At 53.2% G+C, this 16,217-nt stretch carries 11 protein-coding genes; all 11 read left to right on the top strand.

Annotated features, from left to right (window positions below):
* Positions 1-512: 512 nt before the first annotated feature.
* The 11 genes from lrp (at position 513) to napF (ending at position 16,189) form a co-directional block, all read left to right on the top strand.
* Positions 513-1,007: a leucine-responsive transcriptional regulator Lrp gene (gene lrp / locus IV433_RS00925; RefSeq protein WP_013574775.1), complete on the top strand. Its 495-nt coding sequence runs from the start codon at positions 513-515 to the stop codon at positions 1,005-1,007.
* Between the two features lie 122 nt (positions 1,008-1,129).
* Complete coding sequence (locus IV433_RS00930; protein ID WP_195812810.1) at positions 1,130-4,624, top strand: DNA translocase FtsK 4TM domain-containing protein; 3,495 nt, start codon at positions 1,130-1,132, stop codon at positions 4,622-4,624.
* Between the two features lie 194 nt (positions 4,625-4,818).
* Complete coding sequence (gene lolA, locus IV433_RS00935; protein WP_195812809.1) at positions 4,819-5,430, top strand: outer membrane lipoprotein chaperone LolA; 612 nt, start codon at positions 4,819-4,821, stop codon at positions 5,428-5,430.
* A 7-nt stretch (positions 5,431-5,437) separates the two neighbouring features.
* Positions 5,438-6,781 (top strand): replication-associated recombination protein A, encoded by a 1,344-nt coding sequence (locus IV433_RS00940; RefSeq protein ID WP_195812808.1) that lies wholly within the window; start codon positions 5,438-5,440, stop codon positions 6,779-6,781.
* Positions 6,782-6,888: 107 nt separating this feature from the next.
* A complete protein-coding gene (gene serS, locus IV433_RS00945; RefSeq protein WP_195812807.1) occupies positions 6,889-8,181 on the top strand; it encodes a serine--tRNA ligase in 1,293 nt (430 codons plus the stop codon).
* Between the two features lie 290 nt (positions 8,182-8,471).
* Complete coding sequence (gene ynfE / locus IV433_RS00950) at positions 8,472-10,928, top strand: selenate/tellurate reductase subunit YnfE (protein ID WP_195812806.1); 2,457 nt, start codon at positions 8,472-8,474, stop codon at positions 10,926-10,928.
* Between the two features lie 83 nt (positions 10,929-11,011).
* Positions 11,012-13,459: a dimethylsulfoxide reductase subunit A gene (gene dmsA, locus IV433_RS00955; RefSeq protein WP_195812805.1), complete on the top strand. Its 2,448-nt coding sequence runs from the start codon at positions 11,012-11,014 to the stop codon at positions 13,457-13,459.
* A gap of 11 nt (positions 13,460-13,470) precedes the next feature.
* Positions 13,471-14,088 carry a DMSO/selenate family reductase complex B subunit gene (locus IV433_RS00960; RefSeq protein ID WP_104921445.1) on the top strand — a complete coding sequence of 206 codons (618 nt, stop codon included), beginning with the start codon at positions 13,471-13,473 and terminating at the stop codon, positions 14,086-14,088.
* A gap of 1 nt (position 14,089) precedes the next feature.
* Positions 14,090-14,947: a dimethyl sulfoxide reductase anchor subunit family protein gene (locus tag IV433_RS00965; RefSeq protein WP_195812804.1), complete on the top strand. Its 858-nt coding sequence runs from the start codon at positions 14,090-14,092 to the stop codon at positions 14,945-14,947.
* 61 nt (positions 14,948-15,008) lie between these two features.
* The gene (gene dmsD / locus IV433_RS00970) at positions 15,009-15,620 is read left to right on the top strand and encodes a Tat proofreading chaperone DmsD (protein ID WP_195812803.1); all 612 of its coding nucleotides are present in this window, start codon (positions 15,009-15,011) and stop codon (positions 15,618-15,620) included.
* Complete coding sequence (gene napF, locus IV433_RS00975; protein WP_195812802.1) at positions 15,620-16,189, top strand: ferredoxin-type protein NapF; 570 nt, start codon at positions 15,620-15,622, stop codon at positions 16,187-16,189. The genes dmsD and napF overlap by 1 nt, the downstream gene beginning before the upstream one ends.
* The last annotated feature ends 28 nt before the right edge of the window (positions 16,190-16,217 follow it).

Here is a 16,217-nt window from a genome sequence, read left to right on the forward strand (position 1 = left end):
CCGTATGCGGACTTTTGATGACAAATCACGGCAGTTTGTGTGGATTTGGCTGAAATAAGGCGTGAACGGAATTGTTATTGTTCAAAGATAAAAGATAGCTAAAAAGGGGGCGCTGGCTTTTCAATCTGGCACGTTCTTCTGATTTTGCTTCTTTTACTTTGACAATCCGCTGTGCATTTGCGAAAACATCAGGGGAAGAAGAAATTAACTGCCTGTCTGTGACTTGAATTTATGCAATTGGCTGCTACCGGACCCGTTCTGGTCTTGCTTTTTGGCTTTTTAGTTACAGCAGGGTTTAGTGAATCAGGTTGGCTGTTTACAACCTATTAATTTCGCAAGGTTATTTCTTTTGAGTATCCGCTTATACGGCCGTGTTCCTTTTGACAGGGGATCAACACGGCTTTTGGATGCGTAAACCTTAATAATCGGGTCTTCGCTTGGGACAACCCTTAGACATTGAAGTTGGCTGGGGTATGGCAGGTGCAGGGAAGGACAGCAGAGAGACAATAATAATGGTAGACAACAAAAAACGTCCGGGAAAAGATCTCGACCGTATTGACCGTAACATCCTCAACGAATTGCAAAAGGATGGCCGGATTTCAAACGTCGAGCTTTCCAAACGTGTGGGATTATCTCCAACTCCATGTCTGGAGCGCGTTCGTCGTCTGGAACGTCAGGGCTTCATCAATGGTTATACCGCATTGCTCAACCCGCATTATCTGGATGCTTCGTTGCTGGTATTTGTTGAGATCACTCTCAACCGTGGCGCGCCAGATGTGTTTGAGCAGTTCAATGCGGCAGTACAAAAACTCGAAGATATTCAGGAGTGTCATTTGGTTTCTGGGGATTTCGACTACCTGTTGAAAACCCGCGTACCTGATATGTCGGCTTACCGTAAGTTGTTAGGTGAGACTTTGCTTCGTCTGCCGGGCGTTAACGACACCCGTACCTATGTGGTAATGGAAGAAGTGAAACAGACGAATCGCCTGGTCATTAAGACCCGGTAATTGTCAGGTGCAAAACCTTGCATTTTTAGCTACACTCCTGTGTATCTATACAGCTATGGCGCCGGGGGCAACTCTCGGCGCTGTTGCTTTTTCTCAGTTCACAGGAACCTGGAGAGCCTTTCTTGAGCCAGGAATACACAGAAGATAAAGAAGTTACCCTGAAAAGACTGAGCAATGGTCGCCGTATTCTGGAGGCTTTGCTGGTCGTGGTAGCGATTTTTGCTGCTTATTTAATGGCAGCACTGGTGAGTTTTAACCCCTCTGATCCAAGCTGGTCGCAGACCGCGTGGCATGGGCCTATTCATAACTGGGGCGGTGGTGTGGGTGCCTGGATGGCCGACACGCTGTTCTTCATTTTTGGCGTATTTGGTTACGCTATTCCCCCTATTATCCTGTGTCTTTGCTGGGCGGCTTTCCGTCAGCGGGATAACCAGGATTTTGTCGATTATTTTGCACTGTCGCTGCGCCTCATCGGGACGCTGGCGCTTATTGTCACGTCCTGCGGTCTGGCATCCGTCAACGTCGATGACCTTTACTACTTCGCGTCGGGCGGTGTGATCGGCAGTTTGCTGAGCACAGCGATGACGCCGTACTTCAACAACGTCGGGGCAACGCTGGTTCTGCTGTGCGTCTGGGCGGCCGGGCTGACGCTGTTCACCGGCTGGTCATGGCTGACGATCGCTGAAAAAATCGGCGGAGCAGTGCTTGGCGTCACTAATATCGTGACCAACCGTTCGCGCCGGGATGAAGATTACGAATACGACGAGCAGGACGATCCGTTACTGGAAGAAGACGACGAAAAACCGGCAGCGAAAGTGGCTCCTGCCGCGGTTACTGCTACTGCGGCCGCCGCTGTGCCAGAGGCTGTCACGGCTTCAGATGCTGACGAAGACGACGTTCTTTTCTCTGCGCCTTCCGTAACAGAACCTGCGGTGCAAGCGCCTCCGGTTACGCCAGTAATTGCGGCCGAACCGGCTCCGGCTATGGCGGCAGAAACAGTGAATCCGTATGCGGCTGAACCACCGGTGGCAGAAATTGCTCCGTCTCCGCAAGCACCGCAACCTGCTGCTCCGCCGTTATACAACTTCGAAATTCCGGAAGAGACACCTGTGCCGCGTCACCCGCAGCCGGTACAGCAATCACCTTCTCCGGCACCGGTTCAGCGCAGCGATGACGATGGCCCGAGTATGGGTAACTGGCAGACGGCGGTTGAGCATTCACGTTCTCCGTTTGATTTCAGCTCTGCGGCACCTGATGCGGCGCAAATTGCGAGCGTTGCGGCCACCGCAGCATTGGCAACCGGCCTTGCGCAGGCTGGCCAGTCGGCGGCAACTTCTGCCGGCAATACATTTATGCCAGCGTTCAGCGCCGTGAGTGATGAAAATCCTCAGGTGAAGAAAGGCTTCGGGCCGGAATTGCCGCGTCCAAATCCGGTGCGTATTCCAACGCGTCGCGAACTGGCTTCCTACGGGATTAAATTGCCGTCTCAGCGCATCGCCGAACAGCAGGAAAATGCACAGGCTGCCGCGCAAAAAGAGGCAGAACACGCTGACTGGCATAACGATCCTCTGGCGCAGGCTGATGAGGAAGCCCGACAGGAAGCGGCGTTGCAGGAAGCTTTTGCGGCTCAGCAGCAGGAACGCTACGGTGAATCTGTCACCGAAGATGAGCCTGATGAAGAAGCAGCGTTGCAGGAAGCGGAATTACGCAACGCGTTTGCGGCGCGTGAAAATGCCCGTTATCAGCAGGACGTCGAACCGCAAAGTGGTCTGGTTCAGCATCATCACTCGCAGAGTCTGCCTCAGGAAGTGACAAACACTGCTGCTGATGATTTCGCTGCGGCTGCGATGAAACTGAGTCAGCACGATGCTTTCAGCTTCTCGCCAATGGCTGATCTGGTTGATGATACACCGTCAGAACCGTTATTCACGTTGCCAGCTCAGGCAGAAGAAGAACCGCAGCCTGCGACGTTTGCACAACAACCGCCTTATCAGCGTCAGACCACTTCAGAACCGGTGCAGCATGCGCAGGAATATGAAGCGCCACGTCAGTCATCGCCGTCGGCACAGCCTGATATGGACAGCCTGATCCACCCGTTCCTGATGCGTAATGAGCAGCCGCTGGTCAAACCGACAACGCCGCTGCCATCTCTGGATCTGCTGACCTCGCCACCGGCGGAAGCAGAACCTGTTGACGAGTTCGCTCTTGAGCAGATGGGCAATCTGATTGAAGCGCGCCTGAACGATTACCGCATTAAAGCGGATGTCGTCGGGAAGTTGCCGGGACCGGTCATTACCCGTTTTGAGCTGGATCTTGCACCGGGCGTGAAAGCCGCGCGAATTTCTAACCTGTCGCGTGACCTTGCCCGTTCATTATCCGCCGTCGCCGTGCGTGTCGTGGAAGTGATCCCCGGCAAGCCGTACGTTGGCCTGGAATTGCCGAATAAAAAGCGCCAGACAGTGTATCTGCGAGAAGTGCTGGACTGCGCGAAATTCAAAGAAAGTACGTCTCCGCTGACGATCGTGCTGGGTAAAGACATTTCAGGCGAGCCTGTTATTGCCGATCTGGCGAAAATGCCGCACTTGCTGGTGGCCGGTACAACCGGTTCCGGTAAATCTGTGGGCGTTAACGCCATGATCCTCAGCATGTTGTATAAATCCAAGCCGGAAGATGTGCGCTTCATCATGATTGACCCGAAAATGCTCGAGTTGTCTGTGTATGAAGGGATCCCGCACCTGCTGACCGAAGTGGTTACCGACATGAAAGATGCGGCCAATGCGCTGCGCTGGTGTGTCGGTGAAATGGAACGTCGCTATAAGCTGATGTCCGCGCTGGGTGTGCGTAATCTGGCGGGTTATAACGAACGTATTCTTGAAGCCGAAGCCATGGGCAGACCGATTCCGGATCCATTCTGGAAACCGGGCGACGGTATGGCCGCAGAACCGCCATATCTGCAAAAAGAGCCGTTTATTGTGGTGATGGTCGACGAATTTGCTGACCTGATGATGACCGTCGGTAAAAAAGTCGAAGAGCTGATTGCGCGTCTGGCACAGAAAGCCCGTGCGGCCGGTATCCACCTGGTGCTGGCAACGCAGCGTCCTTCCGTCGACGTCATTACCGGCCTGATTAAGGCAAACATCCCGACGCGTATTGCCTTCACGGTTTCGAGCAAAATTGACTCCCGCACCATCCTCGATCAGGGCGGCGCAGAATCGTTACTGGGTATGGGGGACATGTTGTACATGGCACCAAACTCGTCGATTCCGGTTCGTGTTCACGGCGCGTTTGTTCGTGATCAGGAAGTGCACGCGGTGGTTCAGGACTGGAAAGCCCGCGGTCGTCCTAAGTACATCGAAAGCATCGTTTCCGGTGGCGACGATGGCGAAGGCGGTGGTCTGGGGCTGGACGGTGATGAAGAACTCGATGCCCTGTTTGATCAGGCCGTTGCGTTCGTCGTCGATAAGCGTCGTGCGTCTATTTCAGGGGTTCAGCGTCAGTTCCGTATCGGGTACAACCGTGCGGCGCGAATCGTAGAACAGATGGAAGCGCAGGGTATTGTCAGTGCGCCGGGTCATAACGGTAACCGCGAAGTGCTGGCTCCGCCATCACACGAATAAATTATTGGGTTTTGCCGGGTTTTGTTAAGAAGGGTCGCGAATGCGGCCCTTATGCAAAGATGCGTAAAATGACTGCTTTTCAGATGATTGAGCTACCACCGGGGCGTTGCCTCGGATAGAGTTCGCACCATACGTCTTTTGTCTTTGTGAAAGGCATCGTCTGAAGTTTAAGGTTTTTTGAGGTAATTATAAGAATGAAAAAATTGTTATTAGTAGGGTGTTTACTAACTGCATTTACCTCCGCTTCCGTTTTGGCGGATGCCAGCAGTGATCTCAAATCCCGCCTGGGTAAACTGAATACTTTCCATGCCAGCTTCACCCAGACTGTCACCAGTGATGACGGTTCTGCCGTTCAGCAGGGTGAAGGTGAACTGTGGGTCAAACGTCCAAATCTGTTTAACTGGCATATGACGACACCGGACGAAAGCATTCTGGTTTCTGATGGCAAAACACTGTGGTTCTACAACCCGTTTGTTGAGCAGGTCACTGCAACCTGGCTGAAAAATGCTACCGGCAACACGCCGTTCATGCTGATTACCCGCAACGACAGCAGCGACTGGTCGAAATATAACGTGAAACAGCAGGGCGATGACTTCCAGCTGACGCCGAAAACGTCCACCGGAAATCTGAAAGAATTTGCTATCACCGTTACGCCAACAGGCACTATCAAAAGCTTTACTGCGGTTGAGCAGGATGGTCAAAAGAGCGCTTATACCCTGAAGGGTGAGCAAAATGCGTCGGTTGATGACGCGAAGTTTAAATTTACTCCGCCGAAAGGTGTGACGGTGGACGACCAGCGTCAGTGAGGTAAGCTTGAGTAATCTGTCACTCGATTTTTCCCAGAATGAATTCCAGCCACTGGCCGCCAGAATGCGGCCAGTAACACTTGCAGAATACATTGGTCAGCAGCACCTTCTCGCGCCGGGCAAGCCTTTGCCGCGTGCTATCGAGGCGGGTCAGCTGCACTCGATGATTTTGTGGGGGCCGCCGGGAACCGGAAAAACCACGCTGGCAGAACTCATTGGCCGCTATGCAAATGCCGATGTTGAGCGCATTTCAGCGGTCACCTCAGGGGTGAAAGATATCCGCGAGGCTATCGAGCGCGCCCGGCAAAATCGTGATGCCGGGCGTCGTACCATTCTGTTTGTTGATGAAGTTCACCGCTTCAACAAAAGTCAGCAGGATGCATTTCTGCCGCATATCGAAGACGGTACGATTACGTTTATTGGTGCTACAACAGAAAACCCGTCATTCGAACTCAATTCCGCCTTGTTATCCCGCGCCCGAGTTTATCTCCTCAAATCGCTGACAGCTGAAGATATCGAAAAAGTCATCGATCAGGCGCTGACAAACTCTGAGCGTGGCTACGCCAATGAAAAAATTCGTGTCCCGCCGGAAACGCGGCGCATGTTATCCGAACTGGTCAATGGCGATGCACGTCGTGCGCTGAACAGTATCGAAATGATGGCTGATATGGCGGAGATTGACGCCAAAGGCTATCGCACGCTAACGCCGGAACTGCTGACCGAGATTGCCGGTGAGCGCAGCGCGCGTTTCGATAACAAGGGTGACCGTTTCTACGATCTGATTTCTGCCTTGCATAAATCCGTGCGCGGATCCTCGCCGGATGCGGCGCTGTACTGGTACGCACGCATTATCACCGCTGGTGGCGATCCGCTTTATGTCGCACGGCGTTTACTGGCGATTGCGTCTGAGGACGTCGGCAACGCCGATCCACGTGGTATGCAGGTGGCGATTTCGGCCTGGGACTGCTTTACGCGCGTCGGTCCGGCGGAAGGCGAACGCGCCATTGCGCAGGCCATTGTCTATCTGGCGTGTGCGCCGAAAAGTAATGCGGTTTATACCGCTTTTAAATCGGCAATGCGCGATGCGCGCGAAATGGCTGATTACGATGTACCGGAACATCTGCGTAATGCACCGACCAAACTGATGAAAGAAATGGGGTTGGGCGCGGAATACCGTTACGCGCATGATGAGCCTAATGCCTACGCCGCCGGTGAAGATTATTTCCCGCCAGAAATGGCCCGCACGCAGTATTATTACCCGACTTCACGGGGGCTCGAAGGCAAGATCGGCGAAAAGCTGGCATGGCTCGCTGAACAAGATCAAAATAGCCCGACAAAACGCTACCGCTAATTTTATCGTTGCGGTAAGGTTACCAGTGATAACTCTTTGACACGCTGCTATTTCAGGCAGCGTGCATCGTCAAATTAACATTCAATAACGACACGTACAGGATTAGCATGCTGGATCCCAATCTGCTGCGTAATGAGCTAGACGCAGTTGCAGAAAAACTCGCTCGCAGAGGTTTTAAACTCGATGTGGAAAAGCTGCGTTCTCAGGAAGAACGCCGCAAAGTCTTGCAGGTAGAAACGGAAACTCTCCAGGCTGAACGTAACGCACGATCGAAATCTATCGGTCAGGCAAAAGCCCGTGGCGAAGACATCGAACCCCTGCGTCTGGAAGTGAATACGCTGGGTGAGAAGCTGGACGCTGCGAAAGCTGAGCTGGATGCATTGCAGAACGATATCCGCGATATCGCTTCCGCTATTCCAAACCTGCCAGATGATTCCGTACCTGCCGGTAAAGACGAGAACGATAACCAGGAAGTCAGCCGCTGGGGCACGCCGCGCCAGTACGATTTCGCCGTCCGCGATCACGTATCGCTGGGTGAAATGGCAGGCGGTCTGGATTTCGCTGCCGCAGTGAAACTGACTGGCGCTCGTTTTGTGGTCATGAAAGGGCAAATCGCCCGCATGCACCGCGCGCTGTCCCAGTTCATGCTGGACCTGCACACCGAGCAACACGGTTATCTGGAAGCCTACGTGCCGTATCTTGTTAACCACGAGACGCTGTACGGTACAGGCCAGTTGCCTAAGTTTGGCGAAGACCTGTTCCATACTAAGCCTTTGGATGAAGAAGCCGGCAGCAGCAACTATGCGCTGATCCCAACCGCAGAAGTGCCGCTGACGAACCTGGTTCGTGACGAAATTCTGGAAGAAGAATCTCTGCCACTGAAAATGACCGCCCATACACCTTGCTTCCGTTCTGAAGCCGGTTCTTATGGTCGTGATACCCGTGGCCTGATTCGTATGCACCAGTTCGATAAAGTCGAAATGGTTCAGATTGTTCGTCCGGAAGATTCCATGCAGGCGCTGGAAGAACTGACCGGTCATGCGGAAAAAGTGCTTCAGTTACTGAATCTCCCATACCGTAAAATGTTGCTGTGTACCGGCGACATGGGCTTCGGTTCAAGCAAAACTTACGATCTGGAAGTGTGGCTGCCAGCGCAGGACACTTACCGCGAAATCTCCTCATGTTCAAACATGTGGGATTTCCAGGCGCGTCGTATGCAGGCTCGCTTCCGCAATAAAACCGACAAAAAACCACGTCTCGTTCACACCCTGAACGGCTCAGGTCTGGCAGTCGGTCGTACGCTGGTGGCTGTGCTGGAAAACTATCAGCAAGCCGATGGCCGCATTGAAGTACCGGAAGTATTACGTCCTTACATGGGCGGTTTAGAATATATCGGCTAACCCCGTTATGTTATGAATAATATAGCGAAAAAGCGCCTCCGGGCGCTTTTTTTATGCCGAAAATAGTGCGTTACGTTAAATATCCGGCAATTTGCCTGAGCCAACCCGACGTTTTTTGATAGCAGACAAAGTTTGCTAACCCTTAATAAGTAATATCCCCGCCATCTGAGTGGGTACTTTTCTAATCTGAGAATATAAACTTCACGACCCGCTCATTTTCTTGCCAGGATTTTAGACGCCGGATTTTATACCCGGTGCGCTAGGGCGAGGCAACTTAGCGGAGCGCGAAAATGTCGGTAATCAAATCAGATAAGATCACGGAAAAGAACGGTATCAGCCGCCGTACGCTGATGAAAACATCTACGCTGGCCGGATTAGCCATCGCGGCGGGGGGCGTTTCACTTCCTTTCAGCCGCAAGGTCTTAGCCGACGTGACCGGTGGTAAAGCTGTTTCAGCACCCGAAGATAAAGTGGTATGGGGCGCGTGCTCAGTTAACTGCGGCAGCCGGTGTGCGCTGCGTCTTCATGTCCGCGATGACGAAGTTTACTGGGTCGAAACTGACAATACCGGCAACGATATTTACGGTGACCATCAGGTTCGGGCCTGTCTGCGCGGGCGTTCGATCCGCCGCCGTATGAATCATCCTGAACGCCTGAATTATCCGATGAAACGCGTCGGTAAGCGCGGTGAAGGGAAATTTAAACGCATCAGCTGGGAAGAAGCCTTCGACGAAATTGCCAATAACCTGAAGCGAATTGTCGCCAAATACGGCAATGAAGCGGTGTATATCAATTACACGTCCGGCGTTGTGGGCGGCAACATTACCCGCTCATCACCTTACGCCTCGTTGGTCGCCCGTCTGATGAATTGCTACGGCGGTTTCCTCAGCCATTACGGGACTTACAGCACCGCGCAAATTGCCTGCGCCATGCCTTACACCTATGGCAGTAACGACGGTAACAGCACGTCCGACATCGAAAACAGCAAACTGGTGGTACTGTTCGGCAATAATCCGGCAGAAACACGCATGAGCGGCGGCGGGATTACCTATTATCTCGAGCAGGCGCGTCAGCGCTCAAACGCCAGAATGATCGTGATCGACCCGCGTTATACCGACACCGCAGCAGGGCGTGAAGATGAATGGATCCCGATCCGTCCCGGAACCGACGCTGCTCTGGTCGCCGGTCTTGCGTATGTGCTGATCACCGAAAATATGGTGGATCAGGCTTTCCTTGATTCGTATTGCGTAGGTTACGACGAAAAAACCTTGCCGGCAGACGCCCCCGCCAACAGCCATTACAAAGCTTATATTCTCGGGCAGGGCGCGGACGGCACGGCTAAAACGCCGGAATGGGCTTCACACATCACTGGCATACCGGCAGACAAAATCGTGAAACTGGCGAGGGAAATTGGTCAGGCTAAACCGGCCTATATTTCTCAGGGCTGGGGTCCGCAACGTCAGGCCAACGGCGAACTGACGTCACGCGCGATCGCCATGCTGCCGATTCTGACCGGTAACGTTGGGATTAATGGCGGTAACAGCGGGGCGCGGGAATCCACGTATACCATCACCATTGAACGTATGCCGGTGCTGGACAATCCGGTTCAGACGCAGATTTCCTGTTTCAGCTGGACCGATGCGATTGCGCGTGGCCCGGAAATGACGGCGAAAGCAGACGGCGTTCGCGGTAAAGATAAGCTGGACGTGCCGATCAAGTTCATCTGGAACTATGCCGGTAATACCATTACCAATCAGCATTCAGACATCAATAAAACCCACGATATTTTGCAGGACGATTCACAGTGCGAAATGATCGTCGTGCTCGAAAACTTCATGACCTCCTCGGCCAGATACGCCGATATCCTGCTTCCGGACCTAATGACCGTAGAGCAGGAAGACATCATTCCTAACGATTATGCGGGGAATATGGGGTATCTGATTTTCATTCAACCTGCGACATCCGCTAAGTTTGAACGAAAAGGTATCTACGAAATGATGAGCGAAGTCGCGCGGCGGCTTGGCCCGGATGTTTATCAGAAATTCACGGAAGGCCGTACTCAACGGCAGTGGTTGCAGGCGCTCTACGCGAAAATGCTGGTAAAAGATCCGGCATTACCGGCCTATGAAGAACTGCGTGAAATGGGAATTTATAAGCGTAAGGATCCGGCCGGGCATTTCGTTGCCTACAAAAAATTCCGCCAGGATCCTCAGGCTAATCCGCTGAAAACCCCCTCCGGAAAAATCGAAATTTACTCTTCTGCGCTGGCAAAAATTGCCGGTGAATGGGAGCTGCAAAAAGACGAAACCATCAGCCCGTTACCGGTTTATGCCTCAACTTTCGAAGGCTGGGATGACCCGAAACGCAGCCAGTTTCCACTACAGATGTTCGGTTTCCATTACAAAGCACGTACCCATTCAACGTACGGCAATATTGATGTCTTGCAGTCCGCGTGCCGTCAGGAAGTCTGGATCAACCCGATGGATGCGCAAACCCGTGGCATCCAAAACGGCGACAAAGTGAAAGTTTTCAATGACCGTGGCGAAGTCCGCGTGGCCGCAAAAGTCACGCCCCGCATCATGCCCGGCGTTGTGGCTATGGGACAGGGCGCATGGCATCAGGCCAATATGAGCGGTGATCGTATTGACCATGGTGCCTGCATGAACACGCTGACAACTCAGCGGCCTTCGCCTCTCGCGAAGGGGAATCCTCAACATACCAATCTGATTCAAATAGAAAAAGTCTAAAGAAGCGACGGACAAAGAGCCAGGCTCAGTGACACGGTTGTTAAATTTTCGCCCCTTAAAACGGGGCGTAAGCGGAGTATGTAATGTCGGAACAAAACAGAACTAAATCCGGTTCAGGTAGCGGGATCAGCCGCCGCGAACTGGTCAAAGGAACTACGCTGGCCGGGATGGCCGCCGCAGTAGGGGGAATATCGCTGCCGTTCAAATCTGTGCGGGCAGATTCAGTCCCCGCGACGACAAAAACGGCCGAAGAGAAAATCGTCTGGAGTGCGTGCACGGTCAACTGCGGCAGCCGTTGTCCGCTCAGAATGCACGTGGTGGACGACGAAATTCGATACGTCGAAACCGACAATACCGGCGACGATGATTATGAGGCGCTGCATCAGGTACGGGCCTGTTTGCGCGGGCGTTCAATGCGCCGTCGTGTTTACAATCCTGACCGCCTGAAATACCCGATGAAGCGCGTCGGCAAACGCGGTGAAGGCAAATTTAAGCCAATCAGCTGGGATGAAGCGTTCGACACGCTGGCCGGCAGCCTGAAAGACATTATTCAGCGTTTTGGCAATGAAGCGATTTATCTGAACTACGGCACCGGCACGCTGGGCGGCACCATGACGCGTTCATGGCCGCCGGGTAAAACCCTGATTGCGCGCCTGATGAACTGCTGCGGCGGTTATCTCAATCATTACGGCGATTACAGCTCCGCACAGATTGCCGCCGGTCTGAATTATACCTACGGCGGCTGGGCGGACGGCAACAGCCCTTCAGATATTGAAAACAGTAAGCTGGTGGTGCTGTTCGGGAATAATCCGGGCGAAACCCGCATGAGTGGCGGTGGCGTTACGTATTACCTTGAGCAGGCTCGCCAGAAGTCCAACGCCCGCATGATTATTGTCGATCCACGTTATACCGATACCGGTGCGGGTCGTGAAGATGAATGGGTGCCAATTCGCCCGGGTACCGACGGGGCGCTGGCGGCTGCGCTGGCTCACGTGATGATTACCGAAAATCTGGTCGATCAGCCGTTCCTCGATAAATATTGCGTCGGTTACGATGAGAAAACCTTACCGGCTGGTGTCCCGCAGAATGCGCATTATAAAGCCTATATTCTCGGCGATGGTCCGGATGGTATTGCGAAAACGCCTGCGTGGGCAGCAAAAATCACCGGCATTTCTGTCGATAAAATCGTGAAGCTGGGACGTGAAATTGGTCAGGCAAAACCGGCCTTTATCACTCAGGGCTGGGGGCCGCAGCGCCATGCAAACGGCGAAATTGCAACCCGTGCCATTGCGATGCTGGCGATTCTGACCGGCAACGTGGGCGTTCACGGCGGTAATTCCGGTGCGCGCGAAGGTTCGTACGAAATCCCGTTTGTACGCATGCCGACGTTTGAAAATCCAATTCAGACCAGCATTTCCATGTTCCTCTGGACCGACGCTATCGTCCGAGGCCCGGAAATGACGGCCACCAAAGACGGTGTTCGTGGTAAGGCCAAACTGGATATGCCGATCAAGTTTATCTGGAACTACGCCGGTAACTGTCTGATCAATCAGCATTCTGATATCAACCGTACGCATGACATTCTGCAGGACGATACGCAATGCGAAATGATCGTGGTGATTGATAATCACATGACGTCGTCAGCGAAATATGCCGACATTATTTTGCCGGACTGTACGGCGTCGGAGCAGATGGATTTTTGCCTGGATGCTTCCTGCGGCAGCATGGACTACATCATTTTTGCCGACCAGGCGATCAAGCCACGTTTCCAGTGCAAAAATATTTATGAAATGACCTCTGAACTGGCGCGCCGTATGGGCGTTGAGCAGAAGTTTACGGAAGGGCGCACACAGGAAGAGTGGATGCGTCATCTGTATCAGCAATCCCGCGAAGCACTGCCGGAACTGCCGGATTTCGACACATTCCGTAAACAGGGCATGTTCAAGAAACGCGATCCTGAACAGCATCACGTGGCGTATAAAGCGTTCCGCGAAGATCCGGTTGCCAATCCGCTGGATACGCCTTCCGGCAAAATCGAAATCTACTCGGCAGAGCTGGCAAAAATTGCCGCCGAATGGGAACTCGCCAAAGAAGATGTGATTGACCCGCTGCCGGTTTATGCCGCCGGTTTTGAGAACTATGACGACCCCCTGGCCAGCAAATATCCCCTGCAACTTACCGGTTTCCATTACAAAGCACGCACCCATTCAACCTACGGCAACGTCGACGTACTCAAAGCAGCCTGTCGTCAGGAAATGTGGATCAACCCGATGGATGCTTCACTGCGGGGTATCGCGAACGGCGACATGATCCGTATTTACAACGACCGCGGTGAAGTGCGTATTGCCGCCAAAGTGACGCCACGCATGATGCCGGGTGTTGTCGCGCTCAGCGAAGGTGCCTGGTATTCCCCCGACAGTAAAAAGATCGACCGCGCGGGCAGCATCAACGTACTGACGTCTCAAAGGCCTTCACCGCTGGCGAAAGGTAACCCCTCTCACACCAACCTTGTGCAAGTGGCTAAGGTTTAATGGAGCAAAACATGACAACTCAATATGGATTTTATATTGATTCAAGCCGCTGCACAGGCTGCAAAACCTGCGAGCTGGCCTGTAAGGATTTCAAAAATCTGACGCCTGACGTCAGTTTCCGCCGGGTATACGAATATGCCGGTGGCGACTGGCAACAGGATGGCGATGGCTGGCATCAGAACGTCTTCGCTTATTACCTGTCGATTTCCTGCAACCACTGCGCGGATCCGGCCTGCACGAAAGTTTGCCCGAGCGGCGCCATGCATAAACGGGAAGACGGTTTTGTGGTGGTCAATGAAGACGTGTGCATCGGTTGCCGTTACTGCCATATGGCGTGTCCGTACGGTGCGCCGCAGTACAACGAAGCCAAAGGTCATATGACGAAATGCGACGGCTGTTACGAGCGGATCGCGGAAGGCAAGAAGCCTATTTGCGTTGAATCCTGCCCGCTGCGCGCGCTGGATATGGCACCGATCGAAGAGCTGCGTGCCAAATACGGCGAACTGGCTGAAGTCGCGCCTTTGCCCGCTGCACATTTTACTCACCCTAATATCGTCATCAAACCCAATGCGAATTGCCGTCCTGTAGGCGATACCACGGGTTATCTGGCTAACCCGAAGGAGGTTTGAGATGGGAAACGGATGGCATGAATGGCCTTTAATGGTCTTTACGGTTCTCGGGCAATGCGTAGTTGGCGCATTTATTGTGCTGGCGGTTGCATTGCTGACCCGGCGTAGCGAAGAAGAATATCGCCGGATCCACCTGTCGATGTTTTTCCTCTGGGTGCTGATGGCGGTGGCTTTTATCGCCTCGGTTCTGCACCTTGGCTCACCGCTGCGAGCTTTCAATTCTCTCAATCGTCTGGGCGCTTCGCCGCTCAGTAATGAGATCGGCAGTGGCTCACTTTTCTTTGCCTTAGGCGGGATTTACTGGTTGCTGGCTGTTCTCAACAAAATGCCCCGCGCATTGGGAAAAGTCTGGCTGATCGTGACCATGGTGGCCGGTGTGGGTTTCGTTTATGCCATGTGCCGTGTTTACGAAATCAATACTGTGCCGACCTGGGATAATGCTTACACCGCGTTCCACTTCGGGCTGACGGTGCTGATTGGCGGCCCGGTTCTGGGGTATCTGCTGCTGCGCGGCGCTGATATTAACGGCTGCGCTCTTCGCCTGCTGCCGGTTATCAGTGTCACGGCGCTGGTCGTCAGTATGTGTGTGGTGGTAATGCAAAGTGCCAGCCTTGCCTCGATCAACAGCGCTGTTCAGGCGGCTTCTGCACTGATCCCGCAATACGGCATGTTGTCAGTTTCACGGCTGGTGCTGATTGCTTTAGGGCTAGGTTGCTGGATTTGCCCGCTGATACTGCGCAAGCGTTCTGCGTTCGCTTCGATGGTTTTAGCTTTCGTGCTGGTCTTTGCCGGTGAGCTGATTGGACGTGCGATTTTCTATGGTTTGCATATGACTGTGGGTATGGCCGTCAGCGGCTGATTTCAGTTCATCAAGAGGACACGCCGGCGGAAGCGGTGTGCCCCGAAAGAAAGAGTTAACTATGTCCGCAGAATCAATAAGTTTAACCGCGAAGGTATTGGGCGCGATGCTGTTTTATCCCCCGGATTCAGAACAAGTTCAGCCTCTGATTGTATTGCTGAAAGACAGTGACTGGGCGGCGATGTGGCCCTGCGCAACGCCTGAGGCGAAAGCCCGTGCCGCTGAATTGTTTGCCGGGGCCGATGCTTCGGCAGAAGAGTTAATTGATGCATGGCAGCGCCTGTTTGTCGGACCTTACGCCTTACCGGCCCCGCCGTGGGGCTCGGTCTATCTCGATAAAGAATCCGTCATTTTTGGAGATTCCACTCTGGCACTACGCCAGTGGATGCGTGTAAACCACATTGAACCGAATCTGACGCAGGCTGAACCGGAAGATCACATCGGTTTGATGCTGATGATGTCTGCCTGGCTGGCCGAAAATTCGCCGCAACTGCTTGGTGAATTCCTGACTGTGCATTTGATGCCATGGGCAGGGCGTTATTTCGAATTGCTGGGAATGAAAGCAGAACATCCGTGGTATGAGGGCGTGGCCGTTCTGGCGAAATCAACGCTTAACGGATGGCGAGAGGCTTTGGTGTTGAAAGATACTCCGGCGAAGGAATTGTATTTCTGATGAGTGACCCACGGGATAGCCGCTATTATCACGCCTGGATGAGCAGCCGGGTTGTCAGCCGCCGGGGGTTATTCCGTGGATTATTGTCATCCGCAAAGCGGCCTGAAGAAGAAAATACGGTCGCCGGAGATTTGCGCCAGCGGGCTGCACCGCGTCCACCGCAGGCGCTGGCAGAACCGCTTTTCCTCAAACAATGCAACGGCTGCGAGCATTGCACGGATGTCTGTCCGGTGGGATTACTCAGTGTTGAATCCGGGAAAGCCGTACTCAGTATTGATTACGCGGAGTGTGATTTTTGTGGTGCCTGTACAAAGGCCTGTGACAGCGGTGCGCTGGACCTGAGCATTGTGTCGGATACGGGCTTGCGTCCGGCGATTCTGCCGCAGTGTTTGGGGCGCATGGATGATTTGTGCAGGATGTGCGAAATTGCGTGTCCGCGCACGGCAATATTTTTTAATCAACAGAATCAACCTTCCGTAGATAATCAGAAGTGTGACGGCTGCGGGAAATGCAAACTTGTTTGTTATCATGGTGATATTCAGTTGTCATTGAAGCGTCATGATTCCTGATCTCTTTGCTTGATTAGCGATTTCAATC

It is taken from the genome of Rahnella laticis, assembly GCF_015644585.1.
GTDB lineage: Bacteria > Pseudomonadota > Gammaproteobacteria > Enterobacterales > Enterobacteriaceae > Rahnella > Rahnella laticis.

Bases quoted from the DNA above. Each gene is read 5' to 3' on its own strand.
- serS (WP_195812807.1), top strand. From the start codon at position 6,889: ATGCTGGATCCCAATCTGCTGCGTAATGAGCTAGACGCAGTTGCAGAA.
- dmsD (WP_195812803.1), top strand. From the start codon at position 15,009: ATGTCCGCAGAATCAATAAGTTTAACCGCGAAGGTATTGGGCGCGATG.
- lrp (WP_013574775.1), top strand. From the start codon at position 513: ATGGTAGACAACAAAAAACGTCCGGGAAAAGATCTCGACCGTATTGAC.
- ynfE (WP_195812806.1), top strand. From the start codon at position 8,472: ATGTCGGTAATCAAATCAGATAAGATCACGGAAAAGAACGGTATCAGC.
- IV433_RS00965 (WP_195812804.1), top strand. From the start codon at position 14,090: ATGGGAAACGGATGGCATGAATGGCCTTTAATGGTCTTTACGGTTCTC.
- lolA (WP_195812809.1), top strand. From the start codon at position 4,819: ATGAAAAAATTGTTATTAGTAGGGTGTTTACTAACTGCATTTACCTCC.
- IV433_RS00960 (WP_104921445.1), top strand. From the start codon at position 13,471: ATGACAACTCAATATGGATTTTATATTGATTCAAGCCGCTGCACAGGC.
- dmsA (WP_195812805.1), top strand. From the start codon at position 11,012: ATGTCGGAACAAAACAGAACTAAATCCGGTTCAGGTAGCGGGATCAGC.
- napF (WP_195812802.1), top strand. From the start codon at position 15,620: ATGAGTGACCCACGGGATAGCCGCTATTATCACGCCTGGATGAGCAGC.